The sequence below is a fragment of the Pseudomonas pseudonitroreducens genome (assembly GCF_021603645.1).
Classification (GTDB): domain Bacteria; phylum Pseudomonadota; class Gammaproteobacteria; order Pseudomonadales; family Pseudomonadaceae; genus Pseudomonas; species Pseudomonas pseudonitroreducens.
The window spans coordinates 275803-291509 of the sequence record NZ_BQHJ01000001.1; the positions used below are offsets into that span (position 1 = coordinate 275803).

10 protein-coding genes are annotated in these 15707 nt (G+C 66.5%); 6 read left to right on the forward strand and 4 right to left on the reverse strand.

The genetic code is table 11. The features are described 5' to 3' along the window. Positions 1-11: 11 nt before the first annotated feature. Genes L6D89_RS01290 through wecB form a run of 4 tightly spaced genes read right to left on the reverse strand, consistent with a single transcriptional unit; the run spans position 12 to position 7391 of the window. Positions 12-887, reverse strand: a complete 876-nt coding sequence (locus L6D89_RS01290; protein ID WP_236198508.1) for a DUF4434 family protein — start codon at positions 885-887, stop codon at positions 12-14. Continuing rightward, positions 887-4069, reverse strand: a complete 3183-nt coding sequence (locus L6D89_RS01295) for an NfrA family protein (RefSeq protein ID WP_236198509.1) — start codon at positions 4067-4069, stop codon at positions 887-889. Before L6D89_RS01295 ends, L6D89_RS01290 begins: the two co-directional genes overlap by 1 nt. Continuing rightward, on the reverse strand, positions 4066-6240 hold the full coding sequence (nfrB, locus tag L6D89_RS01300; protein WP_236198510.1) for a cyclic di-3',5'-guanylate-activated glycosyltransferase NfrB: 2175 nt from the start codon (positions 6238-6240) through the stop codon (positions 4066-4068). The genes L6D89_RS01295 and nfrB overlap by 4 nt, the downstream gene beginning before the upstream one ends. Further along, the gene (gene wecB / locus L6D89_RS01305; protein ID WP_236198511.1) at positions 6237-7391 is read right to left on the reverse strand and encodes a non-hydrolyzing UDP-N-acetylglucosamine 2-epimerase; all 1155 of its coding nucleotides are present in this window, start codon (positions 7389-7391) and stop codon (positions 6237-6239) included. Before wecB ends, nfrB begins: the two co-directional genes overlap by 4 nt. A 256-nt stretch (positions 7392-7647) precedes the next feature. Between wecB and L6D89_RS01310 the strand changes: the two genes are divergently transcribed. The 6 genes from L6D89_RS01310 (at position 7648) to L6D89_RS01335 (ending at position 15659) form a co-directional block, all read left to right on the forward strand. Continuing rightward, complete coding sequence (locus L6D89_RS01310) at positions 7648-8499, forward strand: LysR family transcriptional regulator (RefSeq protein ID WP_236198512.1); 852 nt, start codon at positions 7648-7650, stop codon at positions 8497-8499. A 790-nt stretch (positions 8500-9289) separates the two neighbouring features. Continuing rightward, positions 9290-10345, forward strand: coding sequence for a putative 2-aminoethylphosphonate ABC transporter ATP-binding protein (locus L6D89_RS01315; protein ID WP_236198513.1), 1056 nt, complete (start codon positions 9290-9292; stop codon positions 10343-10345). A 1-nt stretch (position 10346) separates the two neighbouring features. Further along, positions 10347-12062 (forward strand): putative 2-aminoethylphosphonate ABC transporter permease subunit, encoded by a 1716-nt coding sequence (locus tag L6D89_RS01320; RefSeq protein WP_236198514.1) that lies wholly within the window; start codon positions 10347-10349, stop codon positions 12060-12062. Positions 12063-12156: 94 nt separating this feature from the next. Further along, on the forward strand, positions 12157-13182 hold the full coding sequence (locus tag L6D89_RS01325) for a putative 2-aminoethylphosphonate ABC transporter substrate-binding protein (protein WP_037012373.1): 1026 nt from the start codon (positions 12157-12159) through the stop codon (positions 13180-13182). A gap of 138 nt (positions 13183-13320) precedes the next feature. Beyond that, on the forward strand, positions 13321-14451 hold the full coding sequence (locus tag L6D89_RS01330) for a TIGR03364 family FAD-dependent oxidoreductase (protein ID WP_236198515.1): 1131 nt from the start codon (positions 13321-13323) through the stop codon (positions 14449-14451). A 185-nt stretch (positions 14452-14636) separates the two neighbouring features. Next, the gene (locus tag L6D89_RS01335; RefSeq protein WP_236198516.1) at positions 14637-15659 is read left to right on the forward strand and encodes a transporter; all 1023 of its coding nucleotides are present in this window, start codon (positions 14637-14639) and stop codon (positions 15657-15659) included. Positions 15660-15707: the final 48 nt, after the last annotated feature.

Here is a 15707-nt window from a genome sequence, read left to right on the forward strand (position 1 = left end):
AGGGGCGGGTCTCAGGGGTGCAGGGCAGTGCCGGCTCGGGCCCGCTGGTTGTCCAGCAGGGGGGTTCCCCAGGGCCGATAGCGCACTTCGAAGACGGCACTGGCGTGACAGCCAGTGGAGGCGCTGGACGGTGCGGCAGGCTCGGCGCGGAAGGTCTGGCCGGTGGCACTGGTCTGGCGGAAGGCTTCGCGGACGATGCCGACCGGGCAGGGCAGGGCGGCAGCGTAAGCCTGGCGCACGCGCTCGGGCAGCGCGCCGGTGCCGGCGCCGTCCTGCCACCAGACCTGCACGCCCAGCCCGGCGATCTGTCCCAGCCAGTCGCCATACACCTGCGGCGCCAGCTTGCCACCGGAGAACGCGCTCAATTGCAGCGGGGCCTTCAACTGGCCGGCGAAGTCCTTGAGCTGGCGTTGCAGTACCTGGCGACGTTCGACTGCCTGGAAGTGCCAGTCGTCCAGCTCCATTGGCAGGTACCAGGCGGCGACCGGCAGCTTCCACTGCTGGTCCAGCTGCCGCTGCTGCGCCAGGGAGCGCCCCAGTTGATGTTGCCAGTAGGCCTCCAGGCCGGGAGCGTCCAGTTCGCTCTGGCGCTGGTAGTAGGCCGGGTCCATGTACAGGCCCAATACCAGTTGCAGGCCGTTGTCGTGGGCGCTTTTCAGCGAGCGTGCGAGCCAGCCGCTGGCGCCGCCGAAGTCGGAGTCGCCATAGGCGGTCCATTGCACGATCAGGGTCTTCGCGCCCTGGGCCGCGCTGGCGCGCCAGATCTGCTGCCACTGCGCGTCGCTGAGGGAGGCGTCGACATTCAGTGGCTGATAGAACAGGCGGTCGTCGGCCTGTGCCGCAAGCGTGGAGAAGAGCAGGGCGAGGGTGATCAGCAGCCGGCGCATCAGAAGTTCACCTCGAGTCCCACCAGCCAGCCGTTGGCCTTTTCATAGAGATTGCCCGCCATGCCCAACTGGTACTCGGTGCGCACGGTGACGTGGGCGCGGTAGGCGTTGTAGCGGTCCTCGCCATACCAGTACTGCCAGCGCAGGCCGACGCCGCTGCGCAGGTCCTGGCGCCAGTCGTTGCTCGGGTCCTGCGCGGAGAACTCGGCAAAACCGTACGGCATGATGGTTTGCGGCGAGTCCACCGGCAGCTTCCAGGTGTGCCCTTGCTGGTAGCGCGAGACCCACTGGTGATCGCCAGCGTGAGTCCACCAGGCGAAGTCGGTGTAGAGAAAACGTTCGTCCCAGTCGCTCTCGTCCACGCGCCAGTCGTTGCGGTACTCGCCCTGGTCGAGGAATGAGGCGGTGGCGCGCAGCAGGAAGTCGGTGGAGGTCTGGCCGTACTTGTCGCGCTGGCGGATGTAGCGCTCGAACTTCTCGGGTGTGCCGATCTCGTGCAAGCGGATGCCGTCGAAGGCGTAGTCGGCATCGCCGTCGTCCTTCACCGTGTTCTGCTTGTACAGCTCGCTGTAGAGGTTGAGGTTGTAGTCGCCGAAAGGCTTGTAGCGCAGGCCGAAACCGGCGGCGAGGGTCTGGGTGTACTTCTTGCGTCCCTCGTTGCCGGCGATTGCCCGGCCATACACCGAGAGGGTGCTGCCGTTGCGGGTCGGTTCCTCGCCCAGGGCGTGGTCCCAGATGAAGGTCTGCAGGTTCTGCGATTGTGCGCGGCGGCGGTTGCCGGTCTGGGTGTCGCCATTGAGGATCGGCACCGTGGTGACGCCGGCGGGCGACCAGGTGCTGGCGATGGTCAGGTTGTCGCGCTGGGACAGCGTCTGGTGCGCGCGGCGCTGGCGGTAGCGGCGGGCTTCGAGGCTGCCGTAGTCGTCGTCGGCGGCGACGGGCTCCTGTTCCAGGTCGATCACCCGGCGCAGCTCGCGGCGGGCGGCGAAGCTGTCCTCGGCCTCGTCGTAGCGCCAGGCGAGGGTTTCGCCCAGGCGGAAGTCCTCGGGGTAGTCGCGGGTGGCGCGTTCCAGGTAGGGGATCGCGCTGCGCCGCTCTTCCGGCGTGTCGGTGCCGGCCAGGCGCATGCCGTAGTCGGCGCGGAAACGCGGGTTATTCGGTTCTCGACGTACTGCCTCCGCCAGCCAGAGCTTGCTCTGTTGCTTGTCGCCGGCTTTCTGTGCGCTGCCCGCGGCATTATAGAAATGCTGGCCGTTGGGTTCGTGCTGCAGGGCCTCGCGGTGCCGGGAAAGCGCTTCGGGGTAATCCCCGCGAGCATCGGCGATGTTCGCGCCCAGCGCCCAGTCGTCGGCGCTGTTTTTCTTCGACTGCTGCCAGAAGTGTTCGGCAGCGGCGTTATCTCCGGTGACCAGGGCGGCGCGGCTGGCGGTCAGGCGCGCGTTGTCGTTGAGTTCGCTGGCCGGCAGCGCCTGGAAGATGCGCAGTGCACCTGCCGGATCGCCGGCAGCTTCCAGTGCGTAGGCCAGTGGCAGCTGGCTTTGCTTGTCGCCATGGGCGATCGCGGCCTGGTAGTAGACCACCGCTTCACCGGGGCGTGCGGGCATGGCACAGCGGCCGAGGGCGCGCAGTTCGCCGGGGGTATTGGAATCCGGGCTCAGGTAGCGTTGCAGTGCGTCGCAGCGCCCGGCTTCGGCCAGGCGCCCGAGCAGGTAGCCGCGCGAGACGGGGTCGGCCTTGGGCAGCAGGGCTTCGATACGGGCAACGTCCAGCGGCGTATCGCTGCGTGCGTGGATGCCGGCGAGACGCTGCAGCAGCGTTGGCGGCAGGTTGCCGCCGCGGCGGTCGTAGGCGCTTTCCAGCAACTGCTTGGCGCGCTCGGTGCGCCCGGCGTTGAGGGCGAGATAGCTGGCCTGGTCGAGCGCCTTGAGGTCGCCGGTCTGGCGGTAGCGCTGTTCCCACAGCGCGGCCGCTTCGCCGGTGCGGCCACGGGCCTGCAGCAGCTCGGCGCGCTGGCGCACGGTATCGGGTTTCTGCGGCTGGCGTGAGAGCCAGGCCAGCGCCAGGTCGGTACGGCCCTGGCGGCGCCAGCTGTCCACCAGTTGGTCGCGCCGGGCGGTGTCCCAGGGTTCGGGCAGCCGGGTGTTTTCCAGCAGCTCGGTAGCCTCCAGACGTTGCGCCAATACCAGCCAGGTCTTCGGATCGTCAGCCGGCTTGCATTGCTGCAGCTTTGCCAGCGCTGCGGCCTGGTCATGGCGTGACAGCCACTCGGTGGTTTCCAGGCAGGGACGGTTCTGCGCGTCACTGAGCTTTTCCACCAGCGCGGCGTCGCTGCTGTCGCGTGCGACCTCCAGCAATTGCGCCTGCCGCGTCGGGTCGTTGCGATCCTGCGCGGGCAGGGTCAGCAGCCAGCGCTTGGCCACTTCTGTCTGCTCGACGGCAATCGCGCGATCGATGATTGCCAGCCGCGCCTTGCGTGCCGAGTCGGGGTCCGGTGCCTGTTGCAGCAGTTGTTCCAGCGGCTTCTCTTCCAGGCGCTGGGCATAGGCGTTGGCCAGCCGGTTCCAGTCCACGGTGGAGAGCTGGTGGGCGGCGGCCAGCGGTGCCAACTGGGCGATGGTGGTATCCCAGTCGCGCAGCTGCTCGGCCCAGTTCGCCCGCGCCTCGCGCAGTACACGGCCGTCACTGCCCGGCGGCACGGTGCCGAGCCATTCCAGCGCCTTGGCCGCGCCCTGGGTCTGGCCGAGCTTGAGGCTGTAGGCCTGCCACAGGCGCACACGCTCGTTGGCATCGGCATGGGCCAGCCACTGGTTGACCTGGGCTTCGGGCGGCGGGCCATTCTCGATCAGGTCCAGGCGCAGATTGGTCAGCGCTTCGGCGCCGGCATCGGTACCCGCAAGGGCCTGGGCTTCCTTCTCGGCATCGGCGAAGCGCTGTTGCTTGGCCAGGGACTGGATCAGCAGGGAGCGTGCCTCGGTATTGTTCGGCACGCGGTCGAGCAAGTGGCGCATCAGCCGTTCGACTTCCGCCCAGTTGTTCTTTTTCGCTTCCTTGTAGCCCTTGTCCAGGTAGGGGAAGCTGCGGAAGCGCTGGAACTCCGTGAGCTGGTCATCGGCGGCTTGCGCCAGCGGTGCGGCGATGCTCGCCAGGATCAGGCCATAAAGCAGGGGTTGTTGCGGTTTCACACGGCCTCCCGGGCGATGCGATAGGCCTCGTGCTGTTCGCTGGCCTGTTCCTTGAGCGCTTCCTCGAGCACCTGCTGGGTGATGATGCCTCGCTTGATCAGGTGTTCGCCGAGCGAGTCCTGCTCGGGGTCGAAGTCGATCAGGGCCTGGTTGAACAGGCTGGGCGGCACCATCCCGCGTACCTGCAGCAGGGTGCCGAACATCACCACGTGGCCACAGAGGCGCTCCATCAGGGCTTCATCGCCATTGCGCTGACGGAGCACGTCGACGATGGCGCGGGTTTCCTCGCTCTGGTGGCGCCCGCCGTACCAGTGGCGCAGGCCGAGGGTGACTCGTCCCTGCGGGGCCAGGCGTCCGCGCACCGGGCGCTTGAGGTGGCGGCTGATGGCACCGAGCGAGACCTGGCTGATCTGCTGTTCGCTGGCCAGCACCAGGGTGTCGCCATCCACGGCCACCGGCAGCACGGCATAACGCAGCGCCAGCTTGCGCGGCAGCGCTTCGATCAGCTTCGCATCGAGAGTGAAGGGGTTGAGCGGTGCCCATTCCTCGCCCAGTTCCTCGGCCAGGGTTTCCACCAGTTGTGTGCTGGTGATCAGCTCGCGCAGCAGCAGTTCGCGGCCCAGGCGCCGGCGCACCGGGCTGGTCAGTGCCGACTGCAGCTGTTCTTCGGTGATCAGGCCCTTTTCCTTCAGGCGCTGCCCCAGTGGTGTGCGCTGCGGGCCGGCGAGGGCGGGGAATTCGTGGGTGGTCTTGTCCCAGGCGACGCGGCGCGAGTCGCCCATTTCCATCACCTGCTTGAGCGCGCGCAGGTTGGCGAAGAAGTTGACGAAGTTGCTCCACATCATCCGCGGCGCCGACAGCAGGCCCTCGAAGATGCCGTAGAAACGGGTGACGAACCAGAAACGCTGGAACAGCCGGTTGAGCAGCATCAGGCCGTTGAGGAACAGCAGCACCACCAGCAACTGGCTGCCTTCCAGGATCGACGGGAAGCGCCAGGCGTTGGGCGACAGCGTGGTGATCAGCCACATGGTGATCAGCACCAGGAACAGCAGGTTGACCAGGAAGCTCAGCAAATAGGCGATCAGCCCCCGGCGGTCGCGCCAGAGGAAGTAGTTGAGCATGCCCTTGCTGCTCCAGCCCAGGTTGCGCGTGCCCTGGAAGACGATCCCGGTGATCCACCGGGACTTCTGCCGGATGGCGTGCTGCCAGGTGCGCGGGAAGTGTTCGCGCACACAGATGACCTGGGAGAAGCGCCGGTCCATGCCCGGTACCCAGGTGCTTTTCAGGGCCAGTTGCGGGTCGGTGATGGAGTAGCGGGCGAAGATGCACTTCATGCCCTTCTGCTTGAGGCGGAAGCCGATGTCGTAGTCCTCGGTGAGACTCTGCACATCGAAGGCGATGCCATCGCCGTCTTCCAGCAGCGCGGCGATCGCGCGGCGGCTGAAGCAGGTGCCGACGCCGGCGCTGGGCACCTGGCCGGTCAGCGCCTCGCGCACCGGCACGTCCTTGCCGTGGTTCTCGGCGAACTCGTCGACGTAGTGGCCGGCGGTGAAGCCGGTCCACTCCGGGGCGTAGGGGTAGACCGGAATCTGGATCAGGTCCTTGGCCGGCAGCAGGTAGTTGAACAGGCGCAGTTCCAGCGGCGAGATGACGTCTTCGGCGTCGTGCAGGATGAAGCCGGAGAACTCGATCCTGGCGTCGGCTTCGAAGCGCAGGATGGCGTCGATGATGTTGTTCAGGCAGTCGGCCTTGCTGGTGGGGCCGGGGCGCGCGCAGACCACCTTGTGCACGTTGGGGTAGTGCAGGCACACCGCGTCCACGTCCGCCTGGGTCTGCGGATCGTTGGGGTAGGTGCCGACGAAGATCTGGTAGTTCTCGTAGTCCAGCGTCGAGGCGGCCAGGCGCGCCATCTCGCCGACCACGCCGACCTCGTTCCAGGCCGGCACCATGATCGCCAGCGGCTTCTCCGCTGCGGCGAAGAGGCGCTCTTCGTCGGCCCGGTCGAAGCGGTTGTAGATGCGGAAGCGTCGCACCAGCACCCGCCCCCAGTACACCAGGTCGATGAACAGGTCATCCAGGCCGAGCAGGAACATCAGCGCGGCCAGGACGATCGCCAGGTACTTCAGGGCATACAGAACGTAAGTGAGGATATCGACCAGTTCGAGGCTCATTCGAACTCGCTTGGCGTGCGTGATTCACCGAACCAGGACAGCAGCCGGGCGACGATCTTCTCGCTGGCGTGGCCGTCGCCGTAGGGGCTGAAGACCCGGCTCATCTGTTCGTAGACTTCCTCGTCGCGCAGCAGGTGGCTGGCTTCGCTGACGATGCGCCCGGTGTTGGTGCCCACCAGCACCACGGTGCCGCCTTCCAGCACAGCGGGGCGCTCGGTGACGCGGCGCAGCACCAGCAGCGGTTTGCCCAGTGCCGGGGCTTCTTCCTGGATGCCGCCCGAGTCGGTGAGGATGAAATAGGCACGGTCCATCAGCCAGACGAAGTGCTGGTAGTCCTGCGGGGCGATTAGGTGGATGTTCGGCTTGTCCGAGAGCAGGCCGTAGACGGCGTTCTGCACCTGCGGGTTGAGGTGCACGGGGTAGACGAAGTCGACATCGGGGAAGCGTTGGCCAAGCTCGGCCAGGGCCAGGCAGATGCGTTCGAAACCCTTGCCGAAGTTCTCCCGGCGGTGGCCGGTGATCAGCACCACGCGGCGGTCGCCGGTGAACCTGGCCAGGGGAGAATCGGCAGCGGGTGTCCAGTTGGTCTCGCGCAGGTGTTCGCGCATCCACAGCAGGGCGTCGATCACCGTGTTGCCGGTGACCTCGATCTGGTCGATGTTCACCCCTTCGCGCAGCAGGTTGTCGCGCGAGGCCTTGGTCGGCGGGAAGTGCAGGTCGGCGATCACCGCGGTGAGGCGGCGGTTGGCTTCTTCCGGCCAGGGCTGGTGGATGTTGCCGGTGCGCAGCCCGGCCTCGACGTGGCCCACCGGGATCTGCCGGTGGAAGGCGGTGAGGGCGGCGATGAAGCTGGTGGTGGTATCGCCATGCACCAGCACGATGTCCGGGCGATGGCGGTCGTAGCTGTCGTCCAGCTTGCCCATCATCTGCAGGGACAGGCTGTTCAGCGTCTGGCCCTGGGTCATGACGTCGAGGTCCTCGTCGACCTCCAGTTCGAAGGAGTCCAGCACTTGCTGTAGCATCTCGCGATGCTGGCCGGTGGAGCAGATGCGCAGTTCGATTTCCGGGGTACGGCGGAGGACGCGGGCGAGGGGGGCCATCTTGATGGCTTCCGGACGGGTACCGAAAACCATGGTGACTTTGTACTTCATCAATTGCTCCTTGGGCGCACCCTTGTGGGGCCGCCTTCGGTTTTCCGTGTGGGGATTTTTCCAAGGGCAATGAAAGTCGCTCAAGTCCAGGCTGTCCAGCGACAATGGGTGTTGCCAGTGATACAGGTCAGGTACATTGACCTTTTTGGGTGTTCTCTTTCCTGGCTGCAGGCCGCGTTGTCAGTGGGCTGGCGCCGGTTTGCCGGCAGCGTCGAGAAAAACTGTTGATGAATTTTTCGAAAAGGCGGATTGGTCGATGCTGAGCGCGGAACTGAAAGCGTTCTACCGGGTGGCGAAGCTGGGCAGCATCACCCAGGCGGCAAAGAAACTCGGTCTCAGCCAGCCGACCGTGACCACCCAGATCCGCAACCTGGAAAGCCAGTACGCGGTGGAGCTGTTCTATCGCGGCGGCCGTCGCCTGACCCTGAGCGACGAGGGCACGCGCCTGCTGCCGATGGTCGAGGCGCTGCTGCAGCAGGAGGCCGACATCGAGTTCTACCTGCGCAATTGCGGGCAGATGCAGGGCGCGTTGCGCATCGGCGCCACCTCTCCTTATTACGTGCTCGGGCTGATCAAGACATTTCGCGAACGCTTCCCGCAGATCGAGGTGTCGGTGGAAATCGGCAACTCCCAGCAGGTGCTCGAGTCGCTCATCGAGTGCCGGGTCGACCTGGCGGCGTCTTCGCAGCAGGTGGACGACGCGCGCCTGACCCGCGTGGTGCTGGGCAGCGATCCGCTGGTACTGGCGGTACATCGCAGCCACCCGCTGGCGGCGCTGCAGTCGGTCAGCCTGGGTGATCTGCGCCAGCATTGCCTGCTGATGCGCGAGGCGGGCTCCACCACACGGCAGTTGACCGAAGCGATGTTGCAGCAGGCGGGCGTGGTGCCGGCCTCGATGCTGGAGATCGGCAGCCGCGAGTCGATCCGCGAGGCGGTGATCCGCAACCTGGGCGTGAGCATCATCGCCCGCCAGGAGGTACCGGATAACCCGCAGTTGTGCGTGCTGGAGATCAAGGGCGCGAGCCTGATCGACGAGTACCTGTATTGCCTGAAGGATCGGCGGCAGGCGCGCTTGCCGAGTGCGTTTCTGGCGTTGGCGCAGGCATAGAACCGATTCCCTTGTAGGAGCAACTGTCTTTTCCTGGGGAGTCCGTACCAATGCCCCCCTCACCCCAGCCCTGGCTGCGCGCCCCGCTCCTCAGGGAGAGGGAGCAGCCCGAGCCGGCTGGCGCCGAAGATTCATCCTGCACCGAACGGTCCCCTCTCCCCCTGGGAGAGGGTTAGGGTGAGGGTTGAGCGGTGCACGGACCGATCAGGCACAAGCGGGCCATGCCCGCGATCCGTCGGTAGGGCCGACGCTTTCTTTTGCTCTGGTGTTGCAGGATTGCTGCGTTGGCTTGGGTGTTCCAGCGCTGCTTCGGCGTACGCGTGTACTTTGTCTTTCGCCCCCTCGGGCGACCTCCTTTGGCAAACCACGGATGGCCGCCCCACCCAAAGGAAGCAAAGGTCTTGCCCCGGACATCCGGTTTTTCGCTTAGGCGAAAAATACCCTCGTTGAACGGGGCGGTCCGGAGTGTGTGGGCGCTTCTCTGGAAGTCGTCCAAGTGCGGAGCCAGAACCGGAGCGCGAAGCATGCATTTCCTGTAGGAGCGAGCTTGCTCGCGAACCTGCACGGCACGGTGCCCGGCGGTTCGCGAGCAAGCTCGCTCCTACAAGTCGGCTCAAGTACGGGGCCATCTACGAAAATTTTTTCGCCCCCATACCCAAATCTGCCTATGGATCTATCGGTGCACTTGGCCCTTTAGCAATAGTGCCGTCGCAATCCATCCCTAGCATGGACCTCGTTCCTTCACGCCGCGGCACACGCAGCGTGGACCACAAGAAAACGAGGTACCGCCATGCATCCCACCATCGCCGGCACGCCGCTCAGCGTGCGCCACATCCGCAAGCGTTTCGGCCAGTTCGTCGCTCTCGACGGCGTGTCGCTGGACGTCAAGGCCGGTGAGCTGGTCTGCCTGCTCGGGCCCTCCGGTTGTGGCAAGACCACGCTGCTGCGCTGCATCGCCGGTCTCGAACAACAGGACGACGGCAGCCTGCACCTGGGCGAGCGTGACGTGTCGAAGCTGCCGCCGCAGGCGCGGGACTACGGCATCCTGTTCCAGTCCTATGCGCTGTTCCCCAACCTCACGGTGGAGCAGAACATTGCCTATGGCCTGACCAACGCGAGCAAGGAAGAAGCCCGCCGTCGTGTCGCCGAGATGCTTGAATTGGTCGGCCTGACCGGCAGCGAGAAGAAGTACCCCGGCCAGCTCTCCGGCGGCCAGCAGCAGCGCGTCGCCATGGCCCGCGCGCTGGCGCCGAGCCCGTCGCTGCTGCTGCTCGACGAGCCGATGTCGGCGCTCGACGCCCGTGTCCGCGAGCATCTGTGTGGCGAGCTGCGCCAGTTGCAGAAGAGCCTGGGCATCACCACCGTGATGGTCACCCACAACCAGGACGAGGCCATGCTGATGGCCGATCGCATCGCGGTGATGAACCACGGGCGCATCGAGCAATACGGCACCGCCCAGGAGATCTACAGCACCCCGAGCACGCCCTTCGTCGCCGAGTTCGTCGGCCAGGGCAACTGGCTGCCCTTCGAGCGCGGCAGCGACGGCCATGCCCGTGTCGGCAGCCTCAACCTGCGCCTGCACAGTCAGGCGCAGAGCGCCTCGGGCCGGCTGTTCTGCCGCCCGGAAGCGATCAGCGTGAACCCTGCCGTACACCAGGAAAACCTGTTCCGCGCGCAGATCCGCGAGATCACCTTCCTCGGCAACCGCTGCCGCATGAGCTTCGAGCTGGAACAACTGCCGGGCCATGCGCTGCTCGCCGAGCTGGCGCCCGAGGACATGCCGCGCCTGGGCACCCCGGATATCTGGGTGTCGTTGCCGCCGCGCAGCCTGCAGGTGTTCGCCTGAAATGGAAGCCGTGGTGAAGCACAGCCCGACGCTGTCCGTCGGCAAGATTCGCGGCGATCTGGGTGATCGCCTGTTCGTCCGTGGCGGTAAGTACCTGCTGCTGGTCCTGCTCACCCTTGCGGTACTGATGCCGCTGCTGGCCATCTTCTGGCGCGGCTTCAGCGGCGAGGCGGGGCAGGGCGGCGGCCTGGCGGCCATGGGCGAGCTGCTGCGCAGCGACAACTTCCACTGGCTGCTGGGCAACAGCCTGAAGGTCTCGGTCAGCGTGGCGTGCATCGTCGTGCCGGCGGCCTATCTGTTCGCCTACGCGCTGCAACGCACGCTGATCCCGGCCAAGGGCCTGTGGCGCGGGATTTCCCTGTTGCCGCTGCTGGCGCCGTCGATGCTGCCGGGTATCGCGCTGATCTACCTGTTCGGCAACCAGGGCCTGCTGCGCCACCTGCTGCCGGACAACATCTACGGCTTCTGGGGCATCGTCCTCGGCGAGGCGATCTACACCTTCCCCCATGCGCTGATGATCCTCTTGTCCGCTCTGTCGCTGGCCGATGCGCGCCTGTTCGACGCTGCCTCCAGCATGGGCGCCGGCCCGTGGAAAGCCTTCCGCAGCATCACCTGGCCGGCCTCGCGGCAGGGTGTGTTCGCCGCCTTCTGCCTGGTGTTCACCCTGACCATCACCGACTTCGGCGTGCCGGTCGTGGTGGGCGGTGATTACCAGGTGCTGGCGCTGGAGGCCTACAAGGCGGTGGTCGGCCAGCAGCAGTTCGGCCGTGGCGCGCAGATCGGCATGATCCTCCTGCTGCCGGCGCTGCTCAGCTTCGCCGTGGACACCTGGCTGCGCCGTCGCCAGGGCGATGCCATGAGCGGCCGCGCGCAGGTCTATCACCCGAAGCCGTCGCGCCGCCGTGATGCCGCCTTCCTCGCCATCGTCGTGCTGATCAGCGCGGTATTGCTGGGCGTGCTGGGCATGGCCGTGTACTCCTCGTTGGTGAAGTTCTGGCCCTATAACCTGTCGCTGTCGCTGAACCACTACGACTTCAACACCACCGCCGGCGGTGGCTGGCTGGCCTACCGCAACAGCCTGACCATGGCCGTGTGCACCGCGATCATCGGCAGCGCGCTGATCTTCACCGGCGCCTACCTGATCGAGAAGACCCGCGAGCAGCGCTGGCTCAGCCAACTGCTGCGCATGCTCTGCTTCGTGCCGATGGCCGTGCCGGGCCTCGTGCTGGGCCTGGGCTACGTGTTCTTCTTCAACCTGCCGGGCAACCCGCTGCATGTGTTCTACGGCAGCATGGCGCTGCTGGTGGTGTGCACCATCGCCCACTACCTGACCACCGCGCAGATGACCGCCACCGCCGCGCTGCGCCAGCTCGACGGCGAGTTCGAGGCCGCCGCGCTGTCGCTGAAGATGCCGCTGTGGCGCCACTACCTGCGCGTCACCGTGCCGATCTGCCTGCCGGCGCTGCTGGATATCACCCGCTACCTGTTCGTCTCGGCGATGACCACGGTCTCTGCGGCGATCTTCCTCTATAACCCGGACACCATCCTCGCCGCCGTCGCCGTGCTGAACATGGACGACTCCGGCAACGTCGGCGGCGCCGCCGCCATGTCCACCCTGATCCTGCTCACCTCCGCGGCCGTGTCGCTGCTGCTGGCCGGCGCCTCGCGCGGCCTGCTGCGCCGCTCCCAGGCCTGGAGGAAGGGCGCGAACCCGTAACACCGCTGGACGCTGTCGCCCCCGTTTCGGCGAGGGCTCAACCCCTGACAACACCCGCCCCGCGCGGGGAAAAAACACTGCCAAGGAGCTCCACATGTTCAAACGTCTTGCCCTCGCCGCCGCCGTGGTTGCCGGTTTCGCCGCCCAGGTCCACGCCGCCGACACCGAACTGACCGTCTACACCGCTCTGGAACCGGAGCAACTGACCGCCTACAAGCAGGCCTTCGAAGCCGAGAACCCGGACATCAAGATCAAGTGGGTGCGCGACTCCACCGGCATCGTCACCGCCAAGCTGCTGGCCGAGAAGGACCGCCCGCAGGCCGACGCCGTGTGGGGCCTGGCCGCTTCCAGCCTGGCCATCCTCGACCAGCAGGGCATGCTGGAGAAGTACGCGCCCAAGCACCTGGACGCCATCGGCAAGAACTACCGCGACCCGGCCAACCCGCCGGCGTGGGTCGGCATGGACGTCTGGGCCGCGACCATCTGCTTCAACACCGTCGAGGCCGAGAAGCTGGGCCTGGAGAAACCGGTGAGCTGGCAGGACCTGACCAAGCCGGAATACAAGGGCAAGATCGTCATGCCCAACCCGGCATCCTCCGGCACCGGCTTCCTCGACGTTTCCGCCTGGCTGCAGACCTTCGGCGAGAAGCAGGGCTGGGCCTACATGGATGCCCTGCACGAGAACATCGGCCAGTACGTCCACTCCGGCTCCAAGCCGTGCAAGCTGGCCGCCGCCGGCGAATTCCCGATCGGCATCTCCTTCGAGTACCCAGCCGTGCAGCTCAAGCGCCAGGGCGCGCCGCTGGACATCGTCCTGCCGAAGGAAGGCCTGGGCTGGGAAATCGAAGCCACCGGCATCGTCAAGGGTACCCAGCATGAAGCCGCGGCGAAGAAACTCGCCGACTTCTCCGCCAGCCCGAAGGCCATGGAACTGTACAAGGAAAACTTCGCCGTGCTGGCCCAGCCGGGCATTGCCAAGCCGCAGACCGAACTGCCGGCCGACTACGAGCAGCGCCTGATCAAGAACGACTTCGCCTGGGCCTCGAAGAACCGCGACGAGATCCTCGCCGAGTGGCGCAAGCGCTATGACGGCAAGTCGGAGAAAGTGGCGCAGAAGTAAGCGCCTGAGCCCTCTTCCCGCGTCGGAAGAGGGCGCTGTGCCGGCGCTGCCTTGGCGCCGGCGCGGCTACCCCGTCAGACCTTCGCCCCACGCGCCTTCACGGCCGTGGCGAGGGCATCTCGCAAGAAGGATTTCCCCATGACCCACACCCACTGCGACGTCGCCATCGTCGGCGCCGGCATCCTCGGCCTTTCCCACGCCTACGCCGCTGCTTGCCGCGGCCTGTCCGTGCGTGTCTTCGAGCGCACCGCCACGCCACTGGGCGCCTCGGTACGCAACTTCGGCCAGGCGCTGGTTACCGGCCAGCCGCCGGGCGTGATGTCCGCGCTGGCCCGCGCCAGCCGGCCGATCTGGGCGCAGTGGGCGGAAGGCGCCGGGTTCTCCCTGCGGCGCAACGGTTCCTTGCTGTTCGCCCGCACCGAGGCCGAGGAGCATCTGCTGGAAGCCTTCTGCGCCGGCCGCGCGAAGGAGCTGGAATACCGCGTGGGCCTGCTGCGCGGCAGCGAGCTGAACGACCTCTACCAGGGCCACTTCCGCCATCACCGTGCCGCGCTGCTGGGCTTCGACGACCAGCAGTTGTACTCCCGCGAAGCGCTGCCAAGCCTGATCGATTACCTGCGCCGCGAGCACGGCGTGGCGTTCCATTTCTCCACCCTGGTGCGTGACGTCGACAGCGGCGTGTTGCGCACCACGGCGGGCAGCTTCACCGCCGGGCAGGTGATCGTCTGCTCCGGTCACGACTACCAGACGCTGCTGGCCGAGGTCATCGCGCCGCTGCAGCCGCAGGTGTGCCGCCTGCAAATGCTGCGTGCCCGCCCGCAGGTCGATTTCGGCCTCGCCCACTCGATCCTCACCGGCCTGAGTTGCGTGCACTACGGTGCCTTTGCCGACCTGCCCGAGGCCGACGCGGTGCGTGAGCAGATTCGCCGCGAGACGCCGGAACTGGAAGAGCAGGGTATCCACCTGCTGGTCAGCCCGACGCCCCATGGCGAGCTGATCATCGGCGACTCCCACCATTACGGCAGCGACGCCGCGCCGTTCAATGCCGAGGCGGTGGACAGACTCATGCTGGAACTGGCCGAGGACACTCTCGGAATGCGCGTGGAAGTGGTCGAGCGCTGGCAGGGCGTCTACGGCTCGCGCGGGCCGGGGCCGTTCTCGGTGCTGCAGGCCGCCGACGGCATCACCGCCGTGCTGATGCACACCGGTGTCGGCATGAGCATCGGCCCGGCGCTGGGCGAGCGCACCGTGGCGGCGCTGTTTGGCTGAGGTCTGTCACATGGCTGTCATCCGTCGTTCATGGGCCTCTGATAACACCAGAGGGCGGGCGTGAGCTGCTCTTCGTAGGAGCGAGCTTGCTCGCGAACAGTCCGTGCCGTGCGGGTTCGCGAGCAAGCTCGCTCCTACAGGGCCGGTTTCAAGTCCGCAATCCGGCCTCAAGAACCGCAGCCTTCATGAACCACAGCATCGTCCAGAGCCATCAGGATTCCGATCTGTTCGGTCTCCTCTATGGCTTCAGCTTCCGTCCCGGCCAGCCCGGCCTGGAAATCGACTCGCCCACCGCGCTGCAGCGCCTGCAGGAGCCGCGCGCGGCGGATGAGTTTCTCTGGTTGCACCTGAACCTGGCGCACGCGGCCTGCGAGCGCTGGATGAAGTCGCACCTGGAACTGCCCGACTACTTCTTCGAGACCCTCCGCGAAGGTTCGCGCTCCACTCGCATCGAGCATGTCGACGGTGCGCTGCTGGCAGTGGTCAACGACGTGGTCTTCGACTTCAGCAGCCGCATGTCCTCGGACGTCGCCACGCTGTGGGTCTGCGCCCGTGGCCGCGTGCTGGTGACGGCCCGCGCGCAGCCGCTGCGCTCGGTGGATACGCTGCGTTCTTCGGTGAAGCACGGCGAGAGCTTCAACTCGCCGCTGGAGCTGCTGGTCCACCTGCTGCGCGACCAGGGCGAAATCCTCACCCGCATCGTCCGCGAGACCAGCATCAGCGTCGACCGCATCGAGGACCAGCTGTTGTCCTCGCGCCTCTCCGCCAGCCGCGCCGACCTGGGCGGCATGCGCCGGGTGCTGGTGCGCCTGCAACGCCTGCTGGCGCTGGAGCCGGGCTCGCTGATGCGCCTGCTCAATCGCCCACCGCTGTGGCTGAAGGACGACGACGTGCGCGTGCTGCGCGAGGCCACCGAGGAATTCTCCCTGGTGATCAACGACCTCACCGCGCTGGGCGAACGCATCAAGCTGCTGCAGGAAGAGATCGCCGCGAAGATCAACGAGCAGAGCAACCGCACGCTGTTCACCCTCACCGTGGTCACGGTGCTGGCGCTGCCGATCAACATCATCGCCGGCTTCTTCGGCATGAACGTCGGCGGCATTCCCTTCTCCAGCGACCCGGAAGGATTCTGGATTCTGGTGGTGCTGGTGGCGAGCTTCACCGGCCTGGCCGGGCGCTGGGCGTTTCGCAAGCGCGACGATTACTGACCGTTCGGCAGCGATGTTGAGATATGCGTAGGAGCGGACTCCGTCCGC

Coding starts and splice junctions, on each gene's coding strand:
- wecB (WP_236198511.1), bottom strand. CDS start 7,391: ATGAAGTACAAAGTCACCATGGTTTTCGGTACCCGTCCGGAAGCCATC.
- L6D89_RS01335 (WP_236198516.1), top strand. CDS start 14,637: ATGAACCACAGCATCGTCCAGAGCCATCAGGATTCCGATCTGTTCGGT.
- L6D89_RS01330 (WP_236198515.1), top strand. CDS start 13,321: ATGACCCACACCCACTGCGACGTCGCCATCGTCGGCGCCGGCATCCTC.
- nfrB (WP_236198510.1), bottom strand. CDS start 6,240: ATGAGCCTCGAACTGGTCGATATCCTCACTTACGTTCTGTATGCCCTG.
- L6D89_RS01315 (WP_236198513.1), top strand. CDS start 9,290: ATGCATCCCACCATCGCCGGCACGCCGCTCAGCGTGCGCCACATCCGC.
- L6D89_RS01310 (WP_236198512.1), top strand. CDS start 7,648: ATGCTGAGCGCGGAACTGAAAGCGTTCTACCGGGTGGCGAAGCTGGGC.
- L6D89_RS01320 (WP_236198514.1), top strand. CDS start 10,347: ATGGAAGCCGTGGTGAAGCACAGCCCGACGCTGTCCGTCGGCAAGATT.
- L6D89_RS01290 (WP_236198508.1), bottom strand. CDS start 887: ATGCGCCGGCTGCTGATCACCCTCGCCCTGCTCTTCTCCACGCTTGCG.
- L6D89_RS01325 (WP_037012373.1), top strand. CDS start 12,157: ATGTTCAAACGTCTTGCCCTCGCCGCCGCCGTGGTTGCCGGTTTCGCC.